Below are 26,532 nucleotides of genomic sequence, written 5' to 3'. Positions count from 1 at the left end.
GGAATAGGAAATGGAACACTTGAGCAAGCAAGATCCGGCTATAGCCAAAGCGATTCAGCAGGAACTGGAACGACAACGCGACAAAATTGAACTGATTGCTTCAGAGAATTTTGTCAGTGAAGCGGTTATGGAGGCGATGGGCACTGTTCTAACCAATAAATACGCGGAAGGCTACCCTGGAAAAAGATTTTACGGCGGCTGTCAGTACGTGGACAGGGTAGAGGAATTGGCCAGGCAAAGAGTGAAGGAGCTGTTCGGGGCAGAGCATGCCAACGTGCAGCCCCATTCGGGGGCACAGGCCAATATGGCCGTTTATTTTGCCGCTGTAAACACCGGAGATACGATCCTCGGCATGAATCTGTCGCATGGCGGCCACTTGACGCATGGAAGTCCTGTTAATGCTTCTGGCAAATTATATAATTTCATTCCATATGGAGTTCATGCTCAGACCTCTCGCATTGATTTTGATGAGGTGCGAAAGCTGGCGCACAAGCACAAGCCGCGCATGATTGTCGTAGGGGCAAGCGCCTATCCGCGTACGATTGATTTCGAGCCTTTTGCCCAGATTGCTGAAGAAGTAGGCGCGCTGTTCCTTGTAGATATGGCTCACATTGCGGGGATAGTTGCAGCAGGCCTGCATCCGAATCCCGTGCCCCACGCCCATTTTGTGACGACGACCACTCATAAGACGCTGCGCGGGCCGAGAGGCGGGGTGATTTTATGCAAGGAATCGTGGGCGCAGGCCATTGATAAAGCAGTCTTTCCAACGACGCAGGGCGGCCCGCTGATGCATATGATTGCCGCTAAGGCAGTCGCCTTCGAGGAAAATGCCGGAGCGGAATTCAGAATTTATATGGAACGCGTCCTGCAGAACGCCAAAATATTGGCGGAGGCTTTAATGGCAGCAGGCCTGCACGCCGTTTCCGGAGGAACGGACAATCATCTCATTCTTCTGGATCTGCGGAATATGGGGCTGACCGGCAAAGAGGCTCAACAGTTGCTGGATGAAATTGGAATTACGGTTAATAAGAACACGATTCCTTTTGATCCTACAAGCCCGCTTGTCACGAGCGGGATTCGGCTCGGAACTCCTGCAGCTACAACAAGAGGCATGGGTCCGGAGGAAATGAAGGAGATTGCCGGGATCATTGCGACCGCTTTGAAGCATCCGCATCATTCGGCGGTTCGCGAGCAGTTGAAGGGCAAGGTACAGGAAATTACCTCGCGGTTCTCTCTATATGAGAAAACAATGAGCTGAAGGAGGAGGAGCCATGACATCCAGCACCAGAAGAAAGGATTCTTACTCCAGAGCAGCCTTCGCTGAGTCCAGGAGTGTGATCCCCGGAGGGGTGAACAGCCCGGTTCGCGCCTTTTCTTCAGTCGGCTTACCCCCTGTGTTCATCGCAGGCGGACAAGGCTCGCACGTGTTCGATATCGATGGAAATGAATTCATAGATTATATCGGCTCATGGGGGCCGTTGATCCTGGGGCATGCCCATCCGGCGGTTGTCGAGGCCATAGGAAAAGCGGCGGCTCAAGGAACAAGCTTTGGCTTACCCACAGAAATTGAAACGAAAATGGCCAGGCTGATCATCGAAAGCGTTCCGTCTATAGATATGGTACGGATGGTGAATTCCGGCACGGAAGCTTCAATGAGTGTCCTGCGTTTAGCCAGAGGATATACGAAGCGGCACAAAATTGTGAAGTTCCAGGGAGGCTATCACGGGCATGCGGACGCTCTGCTCATTAAATCCGGCTCCGGCGTAGCTACCTTGGGCTTGCCAGACAGCCCGGGAGTCCCTGAAAGTGTCGCTGCCAATACAATTACGGTGCCTTATAACAGCTTGGCTAGCATTCGTCATGCATTCGAGCAATTTGGCGAACAAATTGCTGCCGTCATCGTCGAGCCGATCGCCGGGAATATGGGGGTGGTTCCGCCTTTGCCCGGTTTTCTTCAAGGGTTAAGGGACATAACGACGCAGTACGGCAGCCTGCTTATTTTTGACGAGGTGATGACGGGATTCCGCGTAAGCTATCATGGGGCGCAAGGGCTGTACGGCATCGAGCCGGATCTTACCTGCCTTGGAAAAGTGATTGGCGGAGGTCTCCCGGTTGGCGCTTATGGCGGCAAGCATGAAATTATGCAGCAGATTGCTCCTGCAGGGCCCATCTATCAAGCCGGAACGTTATCGGGCAATCGGCTCGCCATGACGGCTGGATATACGACCTTGCAATGCCTTGGCCAGCCCGGATTCTATGACGAATTGGAGAGAAAAGCGGCTCGGCTGGCGAAAGGTTTTATGCGAAATGCCGAAATAACAGGGGTTCCGCTCCAGGTCAACAGAGTCGGTTCGATGCTTTCTACTTTTTTTACGGAGCATGACGTCGTGGATTATGAGACCGCCAAACGATCGAATATGGGCTGGTTTAAACAATACTATGCAGCAATGCTGGATCAGGGCATTTTGACAGCACCTACCCCCTATGAAGTTATGTTTGTATCGGCTGCCCATTCGGATGAGGATATCGAGGCTACGATCAAAGCCCACTACGAGGCATTAAAAACGATAGAATTCTTCAAGGAGTGATTTGGTTTGAATATGGCTGAGCCTAGTGACGACGACGCCCTGTTCCCGACCTATACGAAATATCCCGTCTCGCTAGTCAAAGGGGACGGAAGCTGGCTCTGGGACGATCAAGGCAAGGAGTATTTGGACTTTATGTCGGGAATTGCGGTATGCAATTTGGGGCATGTGCCCTTGAAAATAAAACGAAGAATTCAGGAGCAGCTCGAACAAGTGTGGCATGTATCCAACCTGTTCCATATTCCGAACCAGCAGAAGCTGGCGCAGATGCTCACGGCTCACAGCTGTGCGGATCTCGTCTTTTTTTGCAATAGCGGGGCGGAAGCCAATGAAGCGGCGATCAAATGCGCCAGAAGATATCACCAGCGGGTGCTTGGGAATGGCAGATACGAAATCATCACGTTCGAAAAATCCTTTCATGGGCGCACGATGGCCACATTGACCGCGACGGGGCAGGATAAGGTCAAGGATGGATTTTTTCCGCTGCCGGAGGGGTTTGCCTATGCACGATTTAACGATATTGAATCGGTAGAAGATAGGATCACGGAGCGAACTGCAGCGATCATGCTTGAGCTGGTGCAAGGAGAGGGCGGCGTTTATGCCGCGGATCCCGAGTTTGTGGCGCGGCTCTCCGCTCTATGCAAGGAGCATGGGCTGCTGCTTATAATCGATGAAGTGCAGACGGGGATGGGGCGAACGGGGAAGCTGTTTGCTTACGAGCATTATGGCATCGAACCGGATATCATCACGCTTGCCAAGGGGCTGGCCAACGGGTTTCCTATCGGCGCCATGATGGGGAAGAAGAAGCTTCGCGACGCCTTCTCCCCGGGAAGCCATGCGTCGACATTTGGAGGCGCCCCGCTTGCAGCGGCGGCTGGTCTGGCTACGCTGGAGACGATGCTGGAGGAACGTTTGTGTGAACGCGCGGAACAGATGGGCGCATATGCCCTGCAAAGACTGCGGGAGCAGCTTCAATCTTATGCCATCGTTCAATCCGTAAGGGGCCTCGGTCTGTTGATCGGGATTGAATGCCGCGAACCGATTGCCCCCATCATTCAGGAGCTGCTGCAGCATGGACTATTGGTATTGGCAGCAGGTACCCATGTCATCCGTTTTATACCGAGCTTATATATTTCGAAGGAAGAAATCGACCAAGCTGTGGACATGGTCTCCACCGTGCTGAAGAAGCGTTAGTCCGTGCTTTTGCTTTTGATCGTAGTAATCAACTGCTCCATGAACACCCGGCTGGCCGCGCATAAATATTTATTTTTCCGATAGACGACCCCAATTTGTGTCGTAGGCACCGGGTTCTGAATCGGGATTATTCGAATATGGGGATGGCTTATGTAGTCGAGATAACCTTTTGGCAGAATGGTAACGCCGAGGCCTTGAGCGACCATATTGATGATCGACTCCATGGTCGTCATTTCCATAATCGGCTGCGGCGTGAATGCTAGGGCCCGGCATTGCTCGTTAATGAGCTGCCGCAGAAAATACGTGCTGGGCAATAAAACACTTGGCGTCTCTTTAAGAATATCAAGCGTCACAAAGGATTCCTGAGCAAGGGGATGATCCGCAGGCAGGGCTAGAGCAAGATTCTCTTTGTAGAGCGGGATCGTCTCAAGCTCATCATGCTCCATCGGCAAATAGACGATGCCCAAATCGAGCTCATTTTGCAGCAGTCCGTTGTAGATATCTCCGGTTCGCAGACCGAGCACGGACAGCTCCACGTTGGGATAGCTGCGATGGAAGCCGATCACGGTTGGGGGGAGCAAGTAATTGACGACCGTCAGCAGCGCGCCGATTTTTAATGCACCTCTCTTCAAGCCCTGGATTTCGCTGATCGCGGCACGTGCCTGGGAGAGCTCGTGAAACACATTGTAGCTATGGTGCAGCAAGGTCTTGCCCGCTTCGGTAATGACGGTTTTCTTGCCGATCCGATCGAACAGGGGCGTTCCGATTTCATGCTCCAGCAAACGGATTTGCTGACTTAGCGAGGGTTGGGCGATGCCCAGCTTCTCGGCGGCGCGGGTAAAATGCAGCTCATGGCATACGGCCATGAAATACTCCAACTGCCTGAGTTCCATGAATCTTCCTCCTTGAAAAGCCTATTTCCAAAGAAACAATAGGATGTTTCTATCATTGTAAGACAAATCATATGAAATATCTATATATATGATAAAAGGAGAATGGAGATGAACCGAGTCTATAACTTTAATGCGGGGCCCGCAGGATTGCCTGGGGAAGTGATGCAGCAAGTACAGGAGGAGCTCCTTGACCTGCAGGGCACCGGTCTATCTGTCCTGGAAATTTCGCATAGAAGCAAGGAATATGAACAAATCAACGACGAAACGCAGCAGCTGTTTAAGGAGCTCCTTCACATTCCCTCCGGTTATGAAGTGATGTTTATGCAGGGAGGCGCCAGTATGCAGTTTGCCATGGTGCCGATGAATTTCTTGCCAGCAGGGCGTGTAGCGAGTTACATCCACAGCGGGACATGGTCTGGCAAGGCTATAGCGGAAGCGAGAAAAATGGGCGATACGGCCATTGCGGCAAGCTCGGAGGCGGATCATTTTAGAAGAGTTCCCGATTTGCATGGAATGGACTTCCGTCCTGAAACCGCCTACGTTCACCTTACTTCCAATGAAACGATTGCGGGCATCCAATACCGAAGCTTTGCCGATACGGGAGAAGTGCCGCTGATTGCAGATATGTCCAGTGATATTTTGTCTCGTCCGGTGGATGTATCTAACTTTGCGCTTATCTATGCCGGCGCTCAGAAGAATCTGGGGCCTTCCGGCGTTACCGTGGTGATCGTTAAGCGTGAGCTGCTGAACAGAATTCCTGCACATATCCCAGATATTATGAATTATCGGATTCATGCAAACAGCGGCTCGCTGTATAACACGCCGCCTGTATTTGCCGTGTACATGGTCAATCTTGTGCTGAAATGGATTCGGAATAACGGCGGAGCAAAAGGCATGGAGCAGCGCAATCAGCTCAAAGCCGATCTGCTGTATAGCACTATCGACCATAGTGGCGGTTTTTATCAGGGGCTGGCTCATAAGGACAGTCGTTCGCTGATGAATGCGACGTTTCGCTTGAGGAATGAGGAATTGGAGCTGCAATTTCTACAAGAAGCGAAGCAAAACGGCTTTGTGGGGTTGAAGGGACATCGGGATGCCGGGCATTTCCGGGCTTCGATCTATAACGCGGTTACGTATGAACAATGCAAAGCCTTGACGGACTTCATGGCGGACTTTCAGCGGCGCTTTAGTTAGAACGCCCTTCGGATGGGTTTAACTTAATAAGTTTGGATACTTGAAAATATGGAGGAATGAGAGATGGAGACAGGAACGAACCGAGTCAAACGAGGAATGGCGGAAATGCAAAAAGGCGGCGTCATCATGGACGTGATGAATGCCGAGCAGGCCAAAATTGCAGAAGCAGCCGGAGCCACTGCCGTCATGGCGCTGGAAAAGGTGCCGGCAGACATCCGCGCGGCAGGCGGAGTGGCGCGCATGGCTGATCCGACTGTTGTAGAGCAGGTGATGCAGGCTGTATCGATCCCTGTAATGGCGAAAGCGCGGATCGGCCACTATGTAGAAGCCCGGGTACTTGAAGCCCTAGGTGTGGACTACATCGACGAAAGTGAAGTGTTAACGCCAGCCGATGATATTTTCCATATCGACAAAAATGAGTTTGCCGTTCCGTTCGTTTGCGGGGCCAGGGATTTGGGAGAAGCCCTGCGCCGCATCGGAGAGGGGGCATCGATGATTCGCACCAAAGGGGAGCCGGGGACGGGGAATATTGTCGAGGCGGTGCGCCATATGCGCATGATGCTCGGACAAATACGAAAAGTGCAGGGAATGAGCAGGGATGAACTCATGGTGGAGGCCAAGCAGCTCGGCGCACCTTATGAATTATTGCTGCAGGTCAAGGAAACAGGAAGATTACCGGTTGTTAATTTTGCTGCCGGAGGGGTCGCTACTCCCGCTGATGCGGCTTTAATGATGACTTTGGGAGCCGACGGTGTGTTTGTTGGATCAGGTATTTTCAAATCCGAGCAGCCGGAGAAATTTGCCCGGGCCATTGTGGAGGCGACGACGCATTATATGGATTTTGGTTTAATTGCAAAAATATCCAAAAATCTGGGTGCCCCCATGAAAGGGATAGAAATCTCGAAGCTAGAGGCAGGCGACCGCATGCAGGAACGTGGTATATAATGAGAAGAGAGGCAGTGGATTCCTGAATTCAAAGTAGGAAACGGAAGTGATCCCTAATGGGGCAGGGTGAAATTATATCCATCAATGTAGGCAAACCCGTACAAGTGCAGTTTAATAAAAAGGAGGTGTCTACAGGCATATTCAAAATGCCCAGCGATGAGCCGCTATTCTTGTCCTGGTTGAACTTCGAAGGGGACGGTCAAGCCGACCTTGTTCACCACGGGGGAAGGGAGAAAGCAGTCTGTGTGTATCCTTATGAACACTATCCCTATTGGGAGAGGGAATTGGATCGGGCGTTGGGCCATAGCGCGTTTGGTGAGAATTTAACGACGCGGGGCCTGCTGGAGACGGAGGTTTGCATCGGCGATATTTTTCAGCTGGGGGAAGCGGTGGTGCAGGTAAGTCAGCCTAGGCAGCCATGCTTCAAATTGTCCGTAAAGTACGGCGCGCCCGATATGCCGCTGAAGGTGCAGGAGACCGGATATACGGGCTTTTATTTCCGCGTGCTTCAAGAAGGGCTCGTATCCAAAGCCGATGGACTGCAGATCATCGACAGGCATTCGAAGGCAATTACGGTTTCTTACGCGAACCAGATCATGCATCGTGATAAAGATAATCTTGAAGGAATAGCCAGGATTCTTGAAGTTGAAGAACTCTCGGACAATTGGAGAAAGACGCTGACTAAACGACTTGAAGGAAGCGAGACGGATACTAAGGAACGATTAACGGGCGAAAGGTAATAAGCTTTTTCGTGTTTTCGTTGATACGGATATCAGGGCTGTCGCCACGGGAGAATCGGAGGTATAATCAAGTAAATAAGCTCGCATAACAACGCCTCAGCCTAAGATAAGAGCGATCTTAAGGCTGGGGCTTTTTCTGTAATGATGGAAGGCTAATTTGATTTTAAGGAGGTGACCGTTGTTGGAGCAGATGGGCCAGGGGAGAACAGCAGATATATTCGTTGCCGATGATAACAAAGTTTTAAAGCTTTATAAGAAGGGCTTTCCTATAGAAGCGATTCATGAGGAATATGGGGTCAGCCGGTACGTGCATAACCTGGGCATCCATGTTCCGAGGCCCTTTGAGATGGTTGAGAGGGAGGGAAGGCTGGGTATTATTTTTGAACGGGTTCCAGGCACTTCCCTGCTTCATTTAATGACACAGAGACCTCTGCGGATCAAGCGGTTTTCCAGGACGTTAGCCGCCCTTCATCATCATGTGCATTCCCATTCCGCTGCGGACTTGAACAGGAATCATAAAGAGATACTGGCTCATAATATTCAATCTGCCCCGCTCCTAACCGATGCAGAGAAGTCGAAGATTATTCGCTATCTTCAAGGCCTGCCCGAGGATCATAAGCTTTGCCACGGAGATTATCATCCCGACAATGTATTGGTGGGAGATGAAAGTCATAGCTGGGTGATTGATTGGATGACTGGAATGGCTGGCCATCCGCTGGGTGATCTCGCCAGGTCCGTACTTCTGTTGACTTATGGCACATTGCCGGAAGGGACTCCAAAAACCAAAGGCCTCCTTATCAATTTCTTTAGAAGACGCATCAAGAACCAATATATCAGGCATTATATGAAGCTTGCGAACAAGGATTATGCCGAAGTAGATCCATGGATATTGCCGGTAGCTGCCGCGAGACTTGCGGATGGAATACCTGATGCAGAGAAAAATGCATTATTGCTGGACATCAGAGCGAGATTGAAGACAATTTCATAGAAAAGGGAGGGTATCAAGCTATGGCCTTTGTTTAATTTAAGCTGCGAAAATATTCATGAGGCCTATCAGCATGTACAGAGCTTAGGTTCGGAAATCGTTACAGAAATTCAGGTCTTTCCTGACCTGTCGGAATTCTCATTCAAAGATCCTGACGGGAATATTATTATGTTTTGTACCTGTTTTAGCTAAGGAGAAGGGATAGAATCATGCCTTATAATATCGAGGACAAGTTTGTAATTGCAGTCGCTTCGAGTGCGTTGTTTGATTTAAGTGAATCCGATCGCGTATTTCGAGAACACGGGGAAGATGCCTATAGAAAATACCAGCGGGAAAATGAACAAGCCGTTCTTGAAACAGGAGTCGCATTTCCTTTAATAAAAAGACTGCTTAGTATAAATACGGATGAGCCAGAGGAACAGCCCGTTGAGGTTGTTTTGTTATCTCGCAATGATCCGGATACCGGGCTTCGAGTGTTTAAATCGATAGAACATTACCAGCTCCCTATTAGCCGAGCAGTATTCATCGCAGGCAGTAATCCTTTTCAATACATGGAGGCTTTTAATGCGTCGATCTTCTTGTCGGGGAATCCTGATGATGTTAAGGAAGCCGTCGAACGAGGATTTCCAGCTGGCTGCATTTACCCGACGGACTACATCGACAATGACGAGGATCGGGAGCTTCGGATCGCATTTGATTTCGATGGAATTATCGCCGATGATTCGGCTGAATCCGTCTTTCAGCTGGGAGGGGAATTGGCTTTGTTTCATGACCACGAAAGGTCAAAAGCCAGTGAATCGCTTCCGCCTGGTCCGTTATTGAAATTTTTTGAAGAGATATCCAAATTGCAGAAAAGAATTTTAGAGAAGTATCCAGCAAGCGACAAAGATAAGCCCCGAATAAGAATCGCGATTGCCACGGCCAGGAACGCCCCTGCACATGAGAGAGTGATCACGACACTGAGAAATTTGGATATTAGGGTGGATGAGGCTTTTTTTCTAGGAGGAATCGATAAAGGCAGAGTCTTGCGAATATTTAAACCCCATATATTCTTCGATGACCAGGTTGGGCACATTGAGGGCGTTGCTAGGATCGTGCCATCTGTTCATGTCCCGTTTGGAATAACAAATAAAATTAAGAAGAGCGTTTCAGAGAAGAACAAAGAATGACCGTTGTTTATGCCCTAAGGCCCAGCCTTAAGATATCTAAGGTTGGGCCTTATAATTTGATTAAGTATTTTAAGAAATACCCTTGACGTCGGAGTTGAAATAATGTTACTTTCATTGTAGACCGACGGTCGGTCTAATAAATGGAGGTCAACCTATAGCCATGAGAATCGTTAAAAAACCCGAGGAACGCAGAAATGAAATTTTGGACGCAGCCGAAACGCTTTTTACGACCAAAGGCTATGTCCATACGACAGTAAACGACATTCTGAACGCCGTTGGCATTGCCAAGGGCACGTTCTATTATCATTTTCAATCCAAGGAAGAGGTCATGGAAGCCATTGTTCTGCGCTTTATCGATGCCGGAGTGAGAGCCGCCAAGGAAATTGCTTCAGATCCCCGTCTGACGGCCCACGAGAAAATGTTTCGCATTCTGATGGCTCAGAAGCCGGAGGCCGGGCAGAGCAAGGAGCAGATGCTTGAGCAGCTGCACCAGGTCAACAATGCGGAGATGCATCAGAAAAGCCTGGTGGAAAGTATTCTGCAGCTCACTCCGGTGTTGACAGAGGTCATTGAGCAGGGCATCGCAGAAGGCTCATTTCATACACCTCACCCCAAAGAGACGGTGGAATTTCTGCTTGCATCCGCCCAATTCTTATTCGATGAGGGGATTTTCAATTGGGAACCCCCTGAATTGATGCAAAAGGCCGTTGCCTTCACCCATATTCTCGAAACGACCTTGGGTGCTGCCAAAGGCAGCTTCGCGTATATGCTGGATATTTTGGGCCAGGGCCAGAGTGAAGACCAAGGCGAAGCCCCTCAAGTTTAAAGGCCGAATTGGGAAGGGAATAGGGAAGGGCGCTATGGACAAGTTCGTGCCTGCTGCCTGGTTATAGGCATAGTACAATTACAATTGGTAAGGGGGAGAACGCCCATGGACAATATGATTGTCGTCCGGGATTTTGTTAAGAAATATGGGGATTTTACGGCGGTCGATCATGTTTCCTTTGAGGTGGAGCGCGGAAGCATCTTTGCCTTTCTCGGTCCCAATGGGGCGGGGAAAAGCACGACCATCAACACCTTGTGCACGATATTTGAGAAGACCTCAGGCACGCTGCTCATCGATGGCAAGGATCTCAGCCGGGATAAGGATGCGGTCAGGAGCGTAATCGGCGTCGTCTTTCAGGAGTCGACCCTGGACAGCAAGATGACAGTGGAGGAGAATCTAACGATGCACGGTCATTTTTATGGTCTGCCCAAATCGCTTATAAACGAGCGGATTCGCTTCGTCCTGGAAATCGTCGATTTGAGCGAGTGGAGGAAGGCGATGGTCACAAGCCTGTCCGGCGGCATGAAGCGGCGGGTGGAAATCGCCCGCAGCCTGCTGCACCAGCCGAAGATGCTGTTCCTCGACGAGCCGACAACAGGGCTGGATCCTCAGACACGAGCGAATATTTGGGAGTATATTGCGAGGCTCCAGAAGGAGCAGCAGCTGACGATCTTCTTAACGACGCATTATATGGAGGAGGCCGAGATCAGCGATAAGGTGGCGGTCATGGACCATGGCAGGATCATTGCCTTCGATACGCCTCGCGCGTTGAAGCAGCGCTACACGAAAGATAAGGCACAGCTGATCAGCAGTGACGGACCGGCTTTGGAAGCTGCCCTGCGGCAGCATGATCTGGCCTTTGAAGGCTATGGCGGGCACTATGCTGTCGACCTCGGGGCTGCGGATCTGCCGCGTTTTCTGGAGGTCATCAGCGAGCACAGGCCGTGTATTCATGAGCTTGAAATTAATAAAGGCACATTAAACGATGTGTTTCTCGAAATAACGGGAAAAGACATAAGGGGGTAGCGGGAGATGCGGATCGTTGGAGCATTATGGCTCAGAAATATCAAGCTGTTTGCCCGCAATCGGGTGCAGCTCGTGCTGCTGCTGATCATGCCTTTTTTCTATTTATATTTGCTGAGCACGATCTTTCAAAGTACGGCCGTCGAGAGCCCGATTAATTATGTATTGGCAGGAATCGTCATCATCGTCGTTTTTCAGACCTCGCTCAATATTGCGACCTCGACCATCGAGGATATCGTCTCCGGCTACATGAAGGAAGTGCTGGTGAGCCCTGTCAAAAGGATGCAGATTGCCGCCGGACAAATGCTGTCCTCGACGACGATCGCTTCTCTGCAGGGGGTGCTTATTCTGATTATCGGTTATTTTATCGGCATGAGGTATACCTCGGTCCTTACGCCGCTAGCCATACTTGGCTTTATGATCATGGTGGGCCTCGTCTTTTCGGCATTCGGATTATTTCTGGCGGCCGCGGTCAAGAACTCGCAGACCTTTCAAATCGTGTCGGTCGCTATCACCACTCCGATCACCTTTCTGTGCGGGGTATACGTCCCGCTTAGTCTGCTGCCGGAAGGTCTGCGATATGTCGCGCTGTTTAATCCGATGACCTACGCCACAGCCTTTTTCAGAGCGCTCAGCCTGGAGAAAATGTCCCTGCCTGCAGATGAATTAATCGCAGAGCAGCTTGCGTTCAAGGTCAGCGGCTTCGTCATCACACCTCAGATTAGTATTCTTATCGTTTTCTCCTTCGGTGTCTTGTTTCTGCTCCTCTCCACGCTGGCTTTTTCCAAAGTCGACTTCTCAAGAATCAACCGCACTCCGGGCAGTAAAGATATTTTCCAGCAGTAGGCAGTCTTGCCTAATGCATAAGAGGAAGGACTCAAGCTTATAAGCAGCTGATACATTATTCCCTGCCGGGGGTCTGGCGTTAAAAGCGCACAGACCCTCTATTTGTATTGGTCAAATAGACTCAGTGAATATTGTAGAAAATTCCCCCTGTTTAGGGAGAAAATTCTCGAAATATGGGGAAAATTCATATGATCATATTACCTTATATGTTTATATTTGCTAGTATTATTTATTGAAGATAAATGCCAATTTTTCACAAGGAAAAGGGGTTCTCAGGTGCTAAGGAACGAACGCGGAGCGGCTCTTCCCATGGTGTATATTTTGTCGATGGCGCTTCTTATTCTTGGAGCTTCATTGTTTGCTGTGAGCCTAGGCCAAGCGTCGCGAACTATAGTGCAGGAGAAAAGGGAACAAGCTTTCTACATTGCCAAATCGGGAGCAGATGCGATTGCAGCTTATATTATTGACAACTATAATCCCGTAACTCTTAATGATGCAGCTATTGCTCAATTAAATAATAATTATCTGAATCAGGATATCTCTTTCGGCAACGGGGTTTTTCGTGCAGAAGTAAGGAGGAGCCCAAGCGACTCAAATGCAATTATCATTAATTCCAAAGGAACCGCTGGAAATATATCGAATCGGACGACCTTAACCCTAGGCCCGGATGGCCCAATCATTAATATGAATCACGTTATTCTTGCTGAAGAGGATATTACTGCAGATGGAAGCAGTGCCTTTTTTGGTGGAGGTGATATCGCTGCAGGCAAATCAATCACAGGGATCGGAGCTGGTAATCTTATTGAGGGGGGCACCCTGCAGCCTGGATATGAGGGAGTATTCCCTCCCGAGATTCCGTTTCCGAATATATCGGGCTCAGCCATTCCGTTAAACCCTGGTACCGTCATTACTCAGTCTGCCAATTATGGAAACTATGAACTTCAAGGAAACAACGGGTTTTCCATTAATGTTATAGATCGTAACGATATACATATTATCTTTAATCATTTTAAGCCAAATGGAACCATCGATATTCTGGGGAGCAGCGGTACGGGGGCAATCCATATTTATGCAAATAGCATAGAAGTTTCAAGCCCCTTCTCGATTAATAACCTATCGAAAAAAACAGTAATTCTCCATGTTAAAAATTCTATTCATTTAAATGGATCCTTTACTTTGAATGGCGTGCTCTTATATGCGCCGACCGCGACATACACCTATACGAATGGAGCTATTAACTTAACCGGGGCTATGATTACTAAAAATCTTCAATTAGTTGGAAGTAACTCGATTACATACGATAGAGATGTAGCCAATTTTATCAATGCAACTCGCAAGTTCGAAAGACATAAATGGAGTGGCGAGTAGACTTATGGGAGAGAAAGGCATGGTGAAAGAGGTGAATGCTGTCAGGCGGGAGCAAGGATTTACATTGATCGAGGTGCTGGCTTCCATGGTTTTGCTTACAATATTGACTGCGGTTTTGATCGGGTTTTTCACGAATGGATTTCAGGCTGTTATGAAGTTTGGAGACAGAAGTGAAGAGCTGCACGAAACCCGGCAGAATATTGAGGAGGCTCAAGCAGGAGTGAGTGCAACGATTGTCATTCCCAAGATTGGTGGCGGGGATAGCATCGTCATCGAGGGGCAAATGGTGGAAGAGGAGATTGCCGGGACATCGAATAGCACAATGATCGTATTTATTCCTGATAATACTTCAAGTCCATAAGCTACATATTGAATGATCCATGTATATGTTTTTTTGCAATCGCTATAAATGAATGTCACGACAGATCGGGAGGGGCCATGCGGAAGTGGAGGCTTGATCAGAAAGGTGTCACCTTAATAGAACTATTAGCTGCGCTTGTTCTGTTATCTCTTGTTCTATCTTTGGCTGTGTCTGCCTATAACTTTGGAATGCATGCTTTTCAGCGGACGACGCAGCGCAGCGAGCTCCAGGATCATGTGCGAATCATCTCTCATACAATCACGAAAGAACTGCGTTATGCGAATGAGGCGAAGCTATTGGATTCCTGTCCTTCCACAAGCCTTAAGGCTGGATATGACTATATATGCTTGAGCCCGGACGGGACAAGCATTGACCAAATGCAGGATGCCGGGGGAACCCATGACACATGGAGCATTGTTGCCGCGAGCCTAAAGGATTCAGTGACCTATGATTTGGAGTTCAATATCGATTCTGGCAGCAGCAGTCTTCTGAATTACACCATAGAGAGCCGGAATGGGAATCAGACCTTTCACGTGGAAACGAAGCTCTCGTTATTGAATATGGAATTGTTGGAATCGGGGGCGATCACTACCGCCGGTTCCGGGCCCTATCGAGCGATTGAATTTGCCTATAAAGAGCTGCCTTAAGGGACAGTGAAGTTGGCTGCAAGACTATCAAGAACAATGGGTGATAAATGATGAAGAAGCTGCGTACGCGTCAAAGAATTGGTGAATTGTTAATTGGCTCCGGCCTGATCACGAATGAACAATTGCAAATCGCCCTTAAAGAAAAAAGGCCCAATCAGAAGGTTGGAGAAAAGCTTGTTGAGTTAGGAATTATAAGTGAACAAAGGATCATGGAGGTACTGGAGTTTCAGCTAGGTATACCGTATATCAGCCTCTTCAAGTACCCGATCGATACGAAATTAATTCATATTGTGCCTAAAGAAATGGCTGAGCGTAACAAGCTAATTCCTTTAAAAAAGGAAGGGGAGAAATTATATATTGCAATGGCAGACCCCTTGGATTTCTATGCAATTGATGATTTAAGGCTGTCCACGGGGTTTGAAATCGAGGTGTCCATCGCCACCAAGGAAGATATTCAGAAATCGATCAATAAATATTATGGCTTGTCGGATGATATGGAAGAACTGCTCGGTATTGAACAGAAAAGCCAGTACCGGGAGGAAGACAATGTTACCGATGAACATTCGCCAGTTGTCAAGCTGGTCAATCAGTTTTTTATTCAAGCGTATCAGCAAAGGGCGAGCGATATTCATATCGATCCGCAGGAGAAAGAGGTAGTGCTCCGTTATCGGGTCGATGGCATATTAAGAACCGAAAGAAAGTTTCCGCGCCATATGCTTAATATGATTGTCGCCAGAATTAAAATTTTGGCCAATCTTAATATTACCGAGTTCAGGATTCCGCAGGATGGCAGAATCAAATTGAATCTGGAAGCGTATTCAATCGATCTTAGAGTATCTACCCTTCCTACCGTTTATGGCGAGAAGGTCGTGATGCGGCTGCTGGATCTGGATAGTGCGGCTATGGATTTGAGAAGAATGAATTTTCACCCTTTAAATTATGAGAGATTCATTGAGATGATCGACAAGCCGACAGGCATTGTGCTGATTACGGGGCCAACAGGCTCGGGTAAATCTTCAACGCTGTATTCTGCTTTAAGTCGTCTGAATACGCCGGATGTCAACATCATTACGGTTGAAGACCCGGTGGAGTATAGGCTGGAGGGCATCAATCAGGTTCAGGTGAACACGAGCGTCGGCATGACCTTTGCTAAAGGACTGCGAGCTATTCTCCGCCAAGATCCCAATATCGTGATGGTGGGCGAGATTCGTGATACAGAGACGGCAGAAATCGCCGTTCGCGCGTCGTTAACTGGGCACCTCGTCTTAAGCACGATTCATACGAATGACGCCATTAGTACTATTACCCGATTAATCGACATGGGGATTGAACCCTTTCTTGTGGCTGCTTCGACTACGGGGATCGTATCGCAGCGGCTAGTTCGGCGGATTTGTCAGGACTGCAAGGCAACCCATATGCCTACTGAGCGAGAACGGGAGATTTTTGAGAGGCGTGGTCTGCATGTTGATACTGTAACTCGCGGCAAAGGCTGCGGAACATGCAATATGACAGGATACAAAGGGAGAATTGCGCTGCATGAGATCTTGGTCATCGATGACGAGATCAGGCGCATGATCATGAATAACCGTTCTATTGAGGAGATTCGGGAAATTGCCGTAAAGAAAGAAACGATATTCTTGATAGACGACGGTCTTCTCAAGGTTAAAGAAGGACTCACAACGACGGAAGAAGTACTGCGGGTAGCAATAAGTGAATAAAGGTGTGGTTGAATGGAAAGGCTGGAACGACTGCTGCGAATGGCTCATGAGCTTAAGGCCTCCGACTTGCATCTCACGGTGGGCGTGCCGCCCATGCTGAGGATCCATGGAGAATTGAAGCAGGATGAGTCTGCGAATCTCTCTTCGGAGGATACTATAAGAATGGCCAAAAGTATTATGTCCAAGGAACAATGGGACATTCTGCAGGAGAGAAGGGAATTGGATTTTTCATTTGGCATCAAGGGTTTAACACGCTTTCGTGTAAATGTGTACTATCAACGTTCAAATATAGGCATTGCACTCCGACTTATTCCATCCGAAATTCCAGATCTGGACGATTTGCATATTCCACAAGTTATGCGGCAGCTCGCCACAAAGGCGCAAGGGCTCATTCTTGTAACAGGGCCTACCGGAAGCGGGAAGTCAACAACGCTAGCTTCTCTGATCGATTATATGAACAAGCATATGCGCAAACATATTGTCACACTCGAAGACCCCATTGAATATCTGCATACTCATCATTACTCAGTTATTAATCAGCGAGAAATCGGCTATGATTCACAGAGCTTCGGTAATGGACTCCGGGCAGCATTACGGCAGGATCCCGACGTCATCCTCGTTGGAGAGCTGCGGGATCTGGAGACGATATCGATTGCTGTGACAGCGGCGGAGACGGGACATCTGGTATTAGGGACGCTGCACACTCCTAATGCCCCTGCAACGATCGATCGTATTCTGGATGTGTTTCCTGCGAGTCAGCAGCCGCAAATAAGGGTTCAGCTCGCCTCTGTCCTTCTGGCTATTCTGTCCCAGCGTTTATTTCCTACCATTGACCATAAAGGAAGGCGAGTCGCCACAGAGCTGCTGATTAACACCCATGCGATAGCCAATCTGATTCGCGAACATAAGGTTCACCAAATCACTAACTTTATGCAGACAGGGAAAGCTTATGGAATGCACACGCTGGACATGTCGATGACGGAATTGATCGAGAACAGGATTATTACCAGAGAAGCAGCCGAACCATACTTTAGGGAGATGAAGTAATGGCACAGTTCAAATACACAGGTCGTGACCGGTTCGGCAAATCCCGCAAAGGTAAAATCTCGAGTACTACGAGGAGAGATGCCATAGTTGAGCTGCGCGGAAAAGGGATAGCCGTTACGGAAATTATTGAACTCAAGGACGATTTGCTCACGAAAGAGATAACGATAGGGAATCCCGTAAAAACGCAGGATTTCGTCCTCTATCTCCGGCAGTTCTCTACGCTGATCGTTGCTGGTGTGTCGGTAGCCGAGGCTACAAGAATATTGGCGCAGCAAACGGAGAGCAAGGCCTTGTCCAAAGCCCTGAAAAATGTGGAGGAGGATTTGCGTTCAGGCCAACCCCTATCCGAAGCCGCGGCCAAACATGAGAAAATCTTTCCTCCCATGTTTATCAATCTGGTTCAGGCTGGCGAGGCATCGGGAAATCTCGATGACACATTGGATCGGCTAGCTACTTATTTCGAGAAAATGCATTATTCAATGCAAAAAGTGAAGTCGGCATTGACCTATCCGATTGTCATTATGATTGTGGCCGTCATCGTGGTGATCTATTTGCTTACAAGCGTTGTTCCCATGTTCGCTGAGATGTTCGCCCAATTCAATGCTGAGCTTCCTATGATAACCAAGATCGTTCTAAAAATAAGCGATTGGATTAAGTCATTCTGGTGGCTCGTCCCACTGTTGATTATAGGAATTATTGTCGCAATCATGCTTGTTTTAAGGAATCCCAGAAGTAAGTATTACTTGGACTACGCCATTCTAAAAACACCGATCTTCGGTAAATTGGTGCAAAAATCCATGATTGCTCGGATGACGCGCACATTAAGCTCACTCTTTAAGAGCTCTGTTCCGATTCTGGATGCACTAATTATCGTAGAAAAAGTCGTGATGAACGAAGTGATGGTCGGTGTACTGAAGGAATCAAGAACCTCGCTTGAGGGTGGAAATGCATTATCGGAGCCAATGAAGAAGCATTGGATTATTCCACCTCTCGTGACCCAGATGATCTCCATCGGTGAGCAATCAGGCTCCCTGGATTTCATGCTGGAGAAAATATCAGATTTCTACGAGAAGGAAGTCGAATCAACAGCCGATGCGCTGAAGGGCTTGATTGAGCCGCTCATGATTGTCTTTCTCGCTGGAGTTGTTGGCAGCATCGTGATCTCTATCATCGTTCCTATGTTTGATATTTTCAATCACGTAAAGTGAGTTATGACCATGGTTATAATGGAAACATTATAATATATTTTCCTAATTAATACAAATTTTGAGGAGGGGTTTACATGCTTCAAAGGACAGTAAGGACAGTAAAAAATGAGAAAGGGTTAACGCTGATTGAGCTGCTGGCGGTCGTCGTCATTCTCGGGATTATTGCACTCATTGCAATTCCGGCCATCGGCGGACTGATTGACAACAGCAAGAAGGATGCTCACGTGGCTAATGCGATACAAATGATTAATTCAGCCAAATTGGCGGTGGTAGGGGATGATACTTATAGACCGGATTCAACAAAATTGTCGAAAGAAATTACGTTGGCTCTGCTTCAATCTGAGGGTTATCTTGAGCCTGTAAGAGATCCGGACGGCCAAACTTACACCGCTGATTCAAAGGTAACTATATCGACAACAGATGGCGGGAAAACTTTGAAATATGCGGTCACACTTAAGAATCAAAAACGACAAATAAATAATATTAATGAAGAGGATCTCAAACGTTCTTCAGTTACTGATCTCGCAAGCCCTGGAGGCGGTGGAGGTACACCGTAAATAAAGTGAAACTAAAGGTGCGATTCTAGTTGATACGTCGATTGAAAAACCAAAAAGGCTTAACACTAATCGAACTGTTAGCTGTCGTCGTTATCTTCGGCATTATCGCATTAATTGCGATTCCGGCGATCGGCGGACTGATCGATAATACGAAGAAGGACGCCCATGTTGCGAATGCCATCCAGATGATCGATTCGGCTAAGCTGGCTGTGATCGCTCATCGCGAAGTGAGGCCGCCAAGCAGCGGTGATGTAGTGTACATCTCTCTGCAATGGCTGATTGACGAAGGTTATCTAGATGAAGTGAGGGATCCGGACGGTGGAGCTTATACAACCCAGACTGTAGGAGCAGGGAATTTTGAGCTTACAGGAGGATCTGGCGCACCATCCACTGCAGGTACATACATACGAGTCGAGGCCATTAATAAAAGTCACTCATTTAGCATATTCACCGATAACGGCACCCGAGGAGTAAGGGGGGCTGACGGTGATAATGGAACCAGCGTCTCTCACTATGTGGCTGAACACAACCTGAAGCGAAGCAATGTCCGCAATTAAGCACTCCCCCCTCGCGGGGGAGTGTTATTCTAACAAGGGGATGTACGGATGTCCGCATTCTATTATATTTATGTAGCTATTGTCGGCCTTTGCCTGGGCTCGTTTTATAATGTAGTTGGCCTTCGGGTCCCAAAGGGCGAATCGATTCTAACGCCACGCTCTCATTGTACCCGGTGTCAGCGCAGCTTAAGTCCTGGAGAACTGGTGCCTTTTTTCTCTTACTTATGGTTACGCGGTAAATGCCGTAATTGCGGGACGCGCATATCACCCCTGTATCCTGTTATTGAAGTCATGACTTCGTGCTTGTTTTTAATGGCGCCCTGGCTGCTCGGCTGGTCGTCCGAGTTGATCCTGGCTTGGACACTGATCTCTTTACTTATCATTATCTGTGTTACGGATATCCACTACATGCTGATCCCGAATAAAATCCTGATTGTGTTTGCGCTTCTGCTTCTCCCCCTGCGCCTAATGATTCCTTTAGAGCCTTGGTGGGATATGTTCGCGGGAGCCTTAGTCGGTTTTACACTGCTGTTCTTGATTGCTCTTATAAGCAAAGGCGGCATGGGTGGGGGAGATATTAAATTATTTGCGGTTCTTGGCCTAGTTTTGGGATGGAAGGGTGTTTTAATAGCCTTTTTTTTCTCCACAGTTTACGGAACGATCATCGGAGGTGTTGGCATGATATTAGGGAAGGTTCGCAGGGGCAAGCCGATGCCCTTTGGACCTGCCATTAGTTTAGGAGCAATAACCGCTTACTTTTGGGGTGAAGCGTTGACGGATTGGTATTTCCAGTTCTTTAGGATCTAGTGGAGGCGAAAATATGAATGCAAGCCGTAAGCTTACACAAAACAAGAGAAGAATGATCAACTTGGTCATTAAAGACTACGCGATTCGTTATATGGATGCCAAAAGGCCAAATTTATATGGAATCGGGGAAATGGGCGAATATATTTTACCCCCTAACATTATACGTGAAGGAAAAATTGTTGATCCAGACCGGCTTCGTTCCATTCTTAAAGACTGTGTTCGAAGATGGAAGGTCAAGGACAGAGAGGTTCAGTTCCTTGTGCCAGATCCGTTCGTGATGGTCCGCAAAATCGACATTCCGCTTGATGTAAAGGATGGAGAGATTAAGGGGCACTTATATCTTGAGCTAGGCTCCAACATTCACCTGCCGTTTGAGGATCCTCTCTTTGATTTTGACTTTCTTGAAGAAAGGGAGGATAAGAAGGAGATTTTGTTGTTTGCTGCGCCTGAACATGTCGTTACGCAATATGCGGAGCTTATGGAGAGTGCAGGGCTCAAGCCTGTCGCAGCGGATATTTCGTCTTTAGCGATTTATCGGTTAATTCATCAAATGAACAGGAAATCAAGATCAAATCCCGCTGGCAGCGCATCGACCTTATCTATTCAATATGATTTACATACCGTAACGGTAAGCATATTTAACAATCATAAACTAATGTTGGTCCGTCAGTTGAAGATGGGATTGTCTCCTGACAGTTGGGAGACTACAGTCGATAGAATGGGGGCTTCAACAACCGTTTGGAATGGCGATGAAGCGTATTTGAAATACGAAGCCAAAGTAATCCTGGAGGAAATCCAGCGAGTAATCAATTTCTATGATTCCTCAATCAGCCGGAGTGATGAGGAGCTTGAGAATATCGTTTTGACAGGAGATTATCCGTATCTTGATGATATTGCCGAGGACCTGCAGCAAATTTTCGGAAAGGCCCCGATTACTTTCTCGGAAGAATGGTTCGAAGCCCAATCCGGTGAATTAATAACCCCTAAATATTTTCTGACACTTGGCTTGGCGCTAAAGGGGGGAACCTAATGTTAAGTGAAATCAATCTGCTCCCGGAAAAGGAAAAACGAAGTATTTTATTTGTAGCTCTGCTGACGATTATATTGGCGGTGGGGGTTATCGGCGGAACCTTGCTATTCTTTCACTATCAATCCCTTGCCAGGCAGAAAAGTATGAAGGAAGCCGAAATTGCAACAATTTCGAAGGAGATCGAGATTGCGACGTTAGAGTTGCAAGAGGCCTCTTCTAAATTAAATGTATTACACTATAAATCGATCGTGGATACAGTCAGACAGCTGCCTCTGCGAACGGTGGCTATTCTTGATGATATGTCAGCCGTACTGCCGGCCAGCGGGTATCTGCATAAATATGAATATAAGGATACAGGCGAGATTATTTTAACAGTCCAATTTAACAATTTAAACGATATAGCTTATTACTTGCATGAATTGACTTACGCGGAGTGGGTCAAGGATGTCGAGATCACATTCGTAAAAAGGGTGTCGGAAAATAGTGCCGCCTTTCTCTATCACGTAGATTACTTTGTTAAGCTAGATCAGAAAGCCTTCTTGTATGGGGAGGGGGATGGTGTAGATTGAGCGCAAAACAAGTAAGAGTTACTGTACTAATAGTCGTGGCTGTTCTAATCATTTCTGCCCTGATATTGTTATATTTTAATTTGGCGAACCCTCTCAAGAAGGAAGTGGAGGCTTTATCCGATAAAATTGCTGCGGATACCAAGATACTTGAGACGATCAGGGAAAAAATTGCGGAACAACCGAAGCTGGATAAGGAAGAAGTCTTGAAACTGCAGACTGAGGTGCCGTTGGAGCCTTTTGTCGATAAACTAATTGTGGATATAAGGAAGATAGTACAAGAAACGAACAATGCAGTTGAAAGTATAAACGCCACTTATTCACAAGTCGCCCTTGAAGAGTTGAAAAATGTGGAGGGTACGGAGAATGCAGCGGCTAGCTCGGATGAAGCTAAAGAAGAAGGCTTAAAAGAGCTTGAAGTATACAAGGTTACATTAAATATAAAGCTGGAATCGCTAACATACGACCACTTGCGTCAGTTTATTCTCGGGATAGAGGGCTTGGATCGGGTCATTAATATAGATTCAATATATTTTCAAGTTACGGAAAGGTACTATAAAGTAGATTTATCAATCTTCTACGCACCTCAATTTGAGGATATCGAGGATCGTCTTCCAAAGGCTAATTTCCCGCAACCTGTTAAGAAGAACAACCCGACAGCGAGTTGGGGAGGGATGCTATAAAAGCTGCAACAAGAACCTAAAAGTGAGGGTGGAATTTACAATGTCACTTCGTATTCTTATCGTTGACGATACCAGGTTTTTACGCATGATGCTGACGGATATATTAACCAATTCAGGATATGAGGTAGTTGGTCAAGCGGAAAATGGGCTGATTGGCATTGAAAAATTTAAAGAGCTTAGACCTGACATTGTTATGATGGATATTTCCATGCCTGAAATGGACGGAATACAGGCTCTTAAGGAAATTAAAAAAATAGACGCCGATGCGGTGGTGCTGATATGCTCGGCAATGAGCCAAAGAGAGCTGATCTCCAGGGCATTGGAGGCCGGGGCGAACAACTATGTTACCAAGCCATTCGATCCGGAGAGCATTAATACGCTAATCGAGAACGTTATACCGCTGATTGAACGAAAAAAAATGGCGGGCAGCGAGGACAAAGAGGATCCTGACGAGCTGATGGAGAGCCTCGGGCAAGGCCCCGTGCTGAACCAGCAGGAGCTAGAGCATTTAAGTCAATTGTTGAGCAGAGGCAGTTGGGATAACGATACACCGGCTGAGACAAGCCCAGATTTGGACTTGCGTTCTGAGCGAGAGGCTGAATTGGAGTCAAGACTAGAACTAGATGCAGAATCAGAAACAAAGCTCGGACTAGATTCGGAACTAATTTCAGAACCAAATCCCGAGTTAGAGCTAGAAACAGAGCTGGAGCTGGAGTTGGAGTTGGAGTCAGACTTAGGCTCAGTGCTAGAGCTGGAGCCAAACTCCGAGTCTAATTCGGATTTAGAATCAGCATCAAACTTAGGTCAGAAGCATGGCTACCTAACAGAGGAGAACTATTACGAGCTGGATCAGCCTGAGGAACTGCTGTCAGAAGACGAGCCGGATCATGAAGAATCGACAGATCAATTTGGAGCGATCCTTCGAGCCTTTGCGGAAGCCGGAGCTGCAGAAGAGGTGGAGGAAGATGAGGATTCTAAGGAAGAAGATGAATACATGTCCTTTTTTGAGAAAGTGCATGCAGACTTCGAGCTGGGATCAGAAATGGAACTTGGCAGCGGTACAGAAGAAGCCGCAGCAGCAATGACATCGGATGAGGAGGCAACTGGGGAGGTTGACGAAGCTTTAGTAGAAGAGACCGCCAAGGAAGGCGATGAAGAAGCCGTAGAACAATTAGAAGAAGGAATCGGGGACATGCTTATGACGGTTAACGAAAATGCAAATATCAATCGAGAGGAGGAGGAAGAAGAAAAAATGATCCAAACCGAGAATACACCCGCGTCTGATTTTAAAAAAAGCAATGTGAAAAATTTTGTAAGCAGCATGATGTGCAATTGGACTGAAGTGTCCGAGAATCAAGAGGTAAATCATCTAGTGATCTTTAATGAACATGATAAAACCATTCAGATTGATGTGATGGCCTTAAATGACCAGAAGCAAAGTCTGAAGTTAACCTTGGACAGCTTTTCTTACTTAGTCAGCTGGCTCAAAGAAAAGGGAATCCCAGTCGATCCTCAGTAATAGTGATCGATCAAAATAACTTAACTAAGCAACCAGTTACTGATATTCAAGAGGTGACTGGTTATTTAGTTTCGCCTATAATCTTTGATTAGAGACCCTGCAATGCGGTGAACTTTCATCTGTTTTGGGGAGAAGGGTTTTGATAGAGAGCAGGCAGTTTTATTGCAGGAGGGAATTCAATGACGGTAACCGTTCGTTTACAAGCCCAGACCTTTCCATTACGGGCCTCTCATGATTTAACCTGGCTGGAGGGCATGGGAGAGGTGTTCGATGTATTCTGGCAGCAGGACTCCGGCAACATTTCATTCGGAGTTCGGCTTGAAGATGGCAGCAAGAAGTTCGTGAAATATGCCGGCGCTGAAACCGTGAATTACGAGGGCAATGTAAAGGAGGCCGTCTTGCGGCTGCGGCAGGCGATACCGGTTTATGAAGCACTGGCCCACCAAAGCTTGGTGAATCTGGTGAATCACTTTTCAACGAGGGACGGATATGCTGCAGTTTTTGAATGGTTTGAAGGGGAGAATCTTCATCCGCATTGGTCCTACCCGCCTCCGGCGAAGTATACGGATCCTGCGTCGCCGTATTACCGCTACAGGCAGCTTTCCGTAGACCAGAGGTTGGCCTCTTTGGATGAAATTTTTGCCTTTCATGCTTTTGCTGAGCAGAAGGGCTTTGTTGCCGTTGATTTTTACGATGGGAGCATCCTGTACAACTTCGAATCCGGAACGACCCGGATTTGCGACATTGATCTGTATCGGAAAGGGTCATTTGTCAATTCTATGGGCAGAATGTGGGGCTCTTCCAGATTCATGTCTCCGGAGGAGTTTGAAAGAGGCGCCATAATTGATGGAATAACCAATGTGTTTAATATGGGGGCCACGGCTTTTGGCCTGCTCGGCGGAGAGCTCGACCGTTCATGGGCAAAGTGGGAGGCTGGCCCAGAGCTGTACGAGGTAGCCTTGAAGGCTGTTGAACCGGAGCGGGAGCGCCGTTATTCGTCTGTGGCGGAGTTTTGCGAAGCCTGGAATAGACAGCGAATTTAGCCTAGTCCAGGCGTTTGCAATTCCGTCGCATAAGTTTTTTTCGGCAGAGCCTTTTTCTAAATGTATTGACAAGCGGGAAAGTGAGAATCTATAATACACACACAACCTGCTCATCAGTGATGAGGTGCTAAATAAATACTAGCTATCTTGGGTACAGGATGTATGCCAAATATTTTTATATATAACGCTCCTCATCAATGAGGAGGAGGGAAAGGTGAGTGTAAGGTGAGCGTGAATTTTGTTGAAAGCGCAGACACATTCGATGAAGGGAGCTTCTTTTCTTCAAAAAATGAATATGCGGAATATTTGGTTCTCAAGTATTTAATACAGACGGATGAGCCGGTGGGCTCCTGGGTGTTGAAGGTGATGCTTGGGCTTAAAGGAATCGAGTTCAGTACGGCAACAATCGGAAGAATGCTGAAGGAAATGGACGCCAAGGGATTCACGAAGCTTGCCGGTGCCCAGGGGAGGGCCATCACTTCAAAAGGAATGAATTATGCCAAAATTCAGTCAGAAAGAATCGAGCGGGAACGCCTGCAGGCCCGGCTTATGATGGCCGCAATACCACAAAGCTTTGATGAATTAATTGACTTGCTTGATGCCAGAAAAGCTTTGGAGTGTGAAACTGCAAGGCTAGCCGCGCTTCGGGCTACCCCTAAGGACATCGAAGAGCTTGAGGTTTCCTTGAAAAAACATGAGGAAGTAGTCAGAGGCAAGATTGACCCTACGGATATTGCTTTGGATTTTCATATTAAGGTAGCCAAGGCCTCGTACAATCGATTCTTAATCGCATCACTGGATATTTTGATTTATGAGGAGCTTCGGCTGGAATCCCAAATCGCCCAGCTCATTACAAGAGAACGGGGAGAGGAGTATCTCCTTCAACATATATCGATTGTTGATTCGATTAAGCAGAGAAATGCCTCTGAAGCCGAGAGGCTAATGGGCGTCCATATCGAAACGCTGATTAGTGCGATCAAAGAACAGGCTGAAGGGAATTAAAGTGGCCGAAGGGCTGCCA

General features: G+C 47.6%; 27 protein-coding genes and 1 pseudogene. 27 read left to right on the top strand and 1 reads right to left on the bottom strand.

The window, feature by feature from the left end; genetic code table 11:
* Window positions 1-10 precede the first annotated feature (10 nt).
* The 3 genes from BN2762_RS09530 to BN2762_RS09520 are packed head-to-tail and all read left to right on the top strand — an operon-like array spanning window position 11 to window position 3,779.
* A complete protein-coding gene (locus tag BN2762_RS09530) occupies window positions 11-1,258 on the top strand; it encodes a serine hydroxymethyltransferase (RefSeq protein WP_055106782.1) in 1,248 nt (415 codons plus the stop codon).
* Between the two features lie 13 nt (window positions 1,259-1,271).
* Complete coding sequence (hemL, locus tag BN2762_RS09525; protein WP_055106781.1) at window positions 1,272-2,588, top strand: glutamate-1-semialdehyde 2,1-aminomutase; 1,317 nt, start codon at window positions 1,272-1,274, stop codon at window positions 2,586-2,588.
* Window positions 2,589-2,600: 12 nt separating this feature from the next.
* On the top strand, window positions 2,601-3,779 hold the full coding sequence (locus BN2762_RS09520) for an acetylornithine transaminase (RefSeq protein ID WP_055109883.1): 1,179 nt from the start codon (window positions 2,601-2,603) through the stop codon (window positions 3,777-3,779).
* Here the strand turns inward: BN2762_RS09520 and BN2762_RS09515 are convergent.
* On the bottom strand, window positions 3,776-4,672 hold the full coding sequence (locus BN2762_RS09515) for a LysR family transcriptional regulator (RefSeq protein ID WP_055106780.1): 897 nt from the start codon (window positions 4,670-4,672) through the stop codon (window positions 3,776-3,778). The genes BN2762_RS09520 and BN2762_RS09515 overlap by 4 nt on opposite strands.
* A gap of 108 nt (window positions 4,673-4,780) precedes the next feature.
* Between BN2762_RS09515 and serC the strand changes: the two genes are divergently transcribed.
* The 24 genes and pseudogenes from serC (at window position 4,781) to BN2762_RS09400 (ending at window position 26,513) form a co-directional block, all read left to right on the top strand.
* Window positions 4,781-5,866, top strand: coding sequence for a 3-phosphoserine/phosphohydroxythreonine transaminase (gene serC / locus BN2762_RS09510; RefSeq protein WP_187386501.1), 1,086 nt, complete (start codon window positions 4,781-4,783; stop codon window positions 5,864-5,866).
* 63 nt (window positions 5,867-5,929) lie between these two features.
* Complete coding sequence (gene pdxS, locus BN2762_RS09505) at window positions 5,930-6,811, top strand: pyridoxal 5'-phosphate synthase lyase subunit PdxS (protein WP_055106778.1); 882 nt, start codon at window positions 5,930-5,932, stop codon at window positions 6,809-6,811.
* 56 nt (window positions 6,812-6,867) lie between these two features.
* Entirely contained in the window at window positions 6,868-7,551 is a 684-nt protein-coding gene (locus tag BN2762_RS09500; RefSeq protein WP_055106777.1) for an MOSC domain-containing protein, read from the top strand.
* Window positions 7,552-7,729: 178 nt separating this feature from the next.
* On the top strand, window positions 7,730-8,539 hold the full coding sequence (locus tag BN2762_RS09495) for a phosphotransferase family protein (RefSeq protein ID WP_230202467.1): 810 nt from the start codon (window positions 7,730-7,732) through the stop codon (window positions 8,537-8,539).
* A 27-nt stretch (window positions 8,540-8,566) separates the two neighbouring features.
* Window positions 8,567-8,728 (top strand): VOC family protein, encoded by a 162-nt coding sequence (locus tag BN2762_RS25995; RefSeq protein ID WP_230202466.1) that lies wholly within the window; start codon window positions 8,567-8,569, stop codon window positions 8,726-8,728.
* 17 nt (window positions 8,729-8,745) lie between these two features.
* Window positions 8,746-9,705, top strand: a complete 960-nt coding sequence (locus BN2762_RS09490) for a 5'-nucleotidase (RefSeq protein WP_055106775.1) — start codon at window positions 8,746-8,748, stop codon at window positions 9,703-9,705.
* Between the two features lie 160 nt (window positions 9,706-9,865).
* Window positions 9,866-10,531: a TetR/AcrR family transcriptional regulator gene (locus BN2762_RS09485; protein WP_055106774.1), complete on the top strand. Its 666-nt coding sequence runs from the start codon at window positions 9,866-9,868 to the stop codon at window positions 10,529-10,531.
* Between the two features lie 105 nt (window positions 10,532-10,636).
* Window positions 10,637-11,557: an ABC transporter ATP-binding protein gene (locus tag BN2762_RS09480; RefSeq protein ID WP_055106773.1), complete on the top strand. Its 921-nt coding sequence runs from the start codon at window positions 10,637-10,639 to the stop codon at window positions 11,555-11,557.
* A 6-nt stretch (window positions 11,558-11,563) separates the two neighbouring features.
* Window positions 11,564-12,400: an ABC transporter permease gene (locus tag BN2762_RS09475; RefSeq protein WP_055106772.1), complete on the top strand. Its 837-nt coding sequence runs from the start codon at window positions 11,564-11,566 to the stop codon at window positions 12,398-12,400.
* A gap of 309 nt (window positions 12,401-12,709) precedes the next feature.
* Entirely contained in the window at window positions 12,710-13,768 is a 1,059-nt protein-coding gene (locus tag BN2762_RS09470; RefSeq protein ID WP_222861051.1) for a DUF7305 domain-containing protein, read from the top strand.
* A 19-nt stretch (window positions 13,769-13,787) separates the two neighbouring features.
* A complete protein-coding gene (locus BN2762_RS09465; RefSeq protein WP_187386500.1) occupies window positions 13,788-14,129 on the top strand; it encodes a PulJ/GspJ family protein in 342 nt (113 codons plus the stop codon).
* A 77-nt stretch (window positions 14,130-14,206) separates the two neighbouring features.
* Window positions 14,207-14,776 (top strand): prepilin-type N-terminal cleavage/methylation domain-containing protein, encoded by a 570-nt coding sequence (locus BN2762_RS09460; protein ID WP_055106769.1) that lies wholly within the window; start codon window positions 14,207-14,209, stop codon window positions 14,774-14,776.
* A 50-nt stretch (window positions 14,777-14,826) separates the two neighbouring features.
* Entirely contained in the window at window positions 14,827-16,494 is a 1,668-nt protein-coding gene (locus BN2762_RS09455) for a GspE/PulE family protein (RefSeq protein WP_055106768.1), read from the top strand.
* 12 nt (window positions 16,495-16,506) lie between these two features.
* Entirely contained in the window at window positions 16,507-17,541 is a 1,035-nt protein-coding gene (locus BN2762_RS09450) for a type IV pilus twitching motility protein PilT (RefSeq protein ID WP_055106767.1), read from the top strand.
* Complete coding sequence (locus BN2762_RS09445) at window positions 17,541-18,749, top strand: type II secretion system F family protein (RefSeq protein WP_055106766.1); 1,209 nt, start codon at window positions 17,541-17,543, stop codon at window positions 18,747-18,749. The genes BN2762_RS09450 and BN2762_RS09445 overlap by 1 nt, the downstream gene beginning before the upstream one ends.
* 74 nt (window positions 18,750-18,823) lie before the next feature.
* Window positions 18,824-19,306, top strand: a complete 483-nt coding sequence (locus BN2762_RS09440; RefSeq protein ID WP_055106765.1) for a prepilin-type N-terminal cleavage/methylation domain-containing protein — start codon at window positions 18,824-18,826, stop codon at window positions 19,304-19,306.
* Window positions 19,307-19,347: 41 nt separating this feature from the next.
* A complete protein-coding gene (locus tag BN2762_RS28140; RefSeq protein WP_187386589.1) occupies window positions 19,348-19,863 on the top strand; it encodes a prepilin-type N-terminal cleavage/methylation domain-containing protein in 516 nt (171 codons plus the stop codon).
* A 48-nt stretch (window positions 19,864-19,911) separates the two neighbouring features.
* Complete coding sequence (locus tag BN2762_RS09430; RefSeq protein ID WP_055106763.1) at window positions 19,912-20,670, top strand: prepilin peptidase; 759 nt, start codon at window positions 19,912-19,914, stop codon at window positions 20,668-20,670.
* 13 nt (window positions 20,671-20,683) lie between these two features.
* A complete protein-coding gene (gene pilM / locus BN2762_RS09425; RefSeq protein ID WP_055106762.1) occupies window positions 20,684-21,700 on the top strand; it encodes a type IV pilus biogenesis protein PilM in 1,017 nt (338 codons plus the stop codon).
* The gene (locus BN2762_RS09420; protein ID WP_055106761.1) at window positions 21,700-22,269 is read left to right on the top strand and encodes a PilN domain-containing protein; all 570 of its coding nucleotides are present in this window, start codon (window positions 21,700-21,702) and stop codon (window positions 22,267-22,269) included. Before pilM ends, BN2762_RS09420 begins: the two co-directional genes overlap by 1 nt.
* Window positions 22,266-22,949 carry a hypothetical protein gene (locus BN2762_RS09415; RefSeq protein WP_055106760.1) on the top strand — a complete coding sequence of 228 codons (684 nt, stop codon included), beginning with the start codon at window positions 22,266-22,268 and terminating at the stop codon, window positions 22,947-22,949. The genes BN2762_RS09420 and BN2762_RS09415 overlap by 4 nt, the downstream gene beginning before the upstream one ends.
* 40 nt (window positions 22,950-22,989) lie before the next feature.
* Window positions 22,990-23,346 (top strand): annotated as a pseudogene (locus tag BN2762_RS28330) (response regulator); the annotation flags it as partial.
* 1,301 nt (window positions 23,347-24,647) lie between these two features.
* Window positions 24,648-25,511 (top strand): serine/threonine-protein kinase, encoded by an 864-nt coding sequence (locus BN2762_RS09405; protein WP_055106759.1) that lies wholly within the window; start codon window positions 24,648-24,650, stop codon window positions 25,509-25,511.
* A gap of 225 nt (window positions 25,512-25,736) precedes the next feature.
* Window positions 25,737-26,513: a FadR/GntR family transcriptional regulator gene (locus tag BN2762_RS09400; RefSeq protein ID WP_055106758.1), complete on the top strand. Its 777-nt coding sequence runs from the start codon at window positions 25,737-25,739 to the stop codon at window positions 26,511-26,513.
* The last annotated feature ends 19 nt before the right edge of the window (window positions 26,514-26,532 follow it).

Source organism: Paenibacillus ihumii, assembly GCF_001403875.1.
Classification (GTDB): domain Bacteria; phylum Bacillota; class Bacilli; order Paenibacillales; family Paenibacillaceae; genus Fontibacillus; species Fontibacillus ihumii.
The sequence above is the reverse complement of the archived record's forward strand: the minus strand, read 5'-3'. Positions and strand labels throughout refer to the sequence as shown.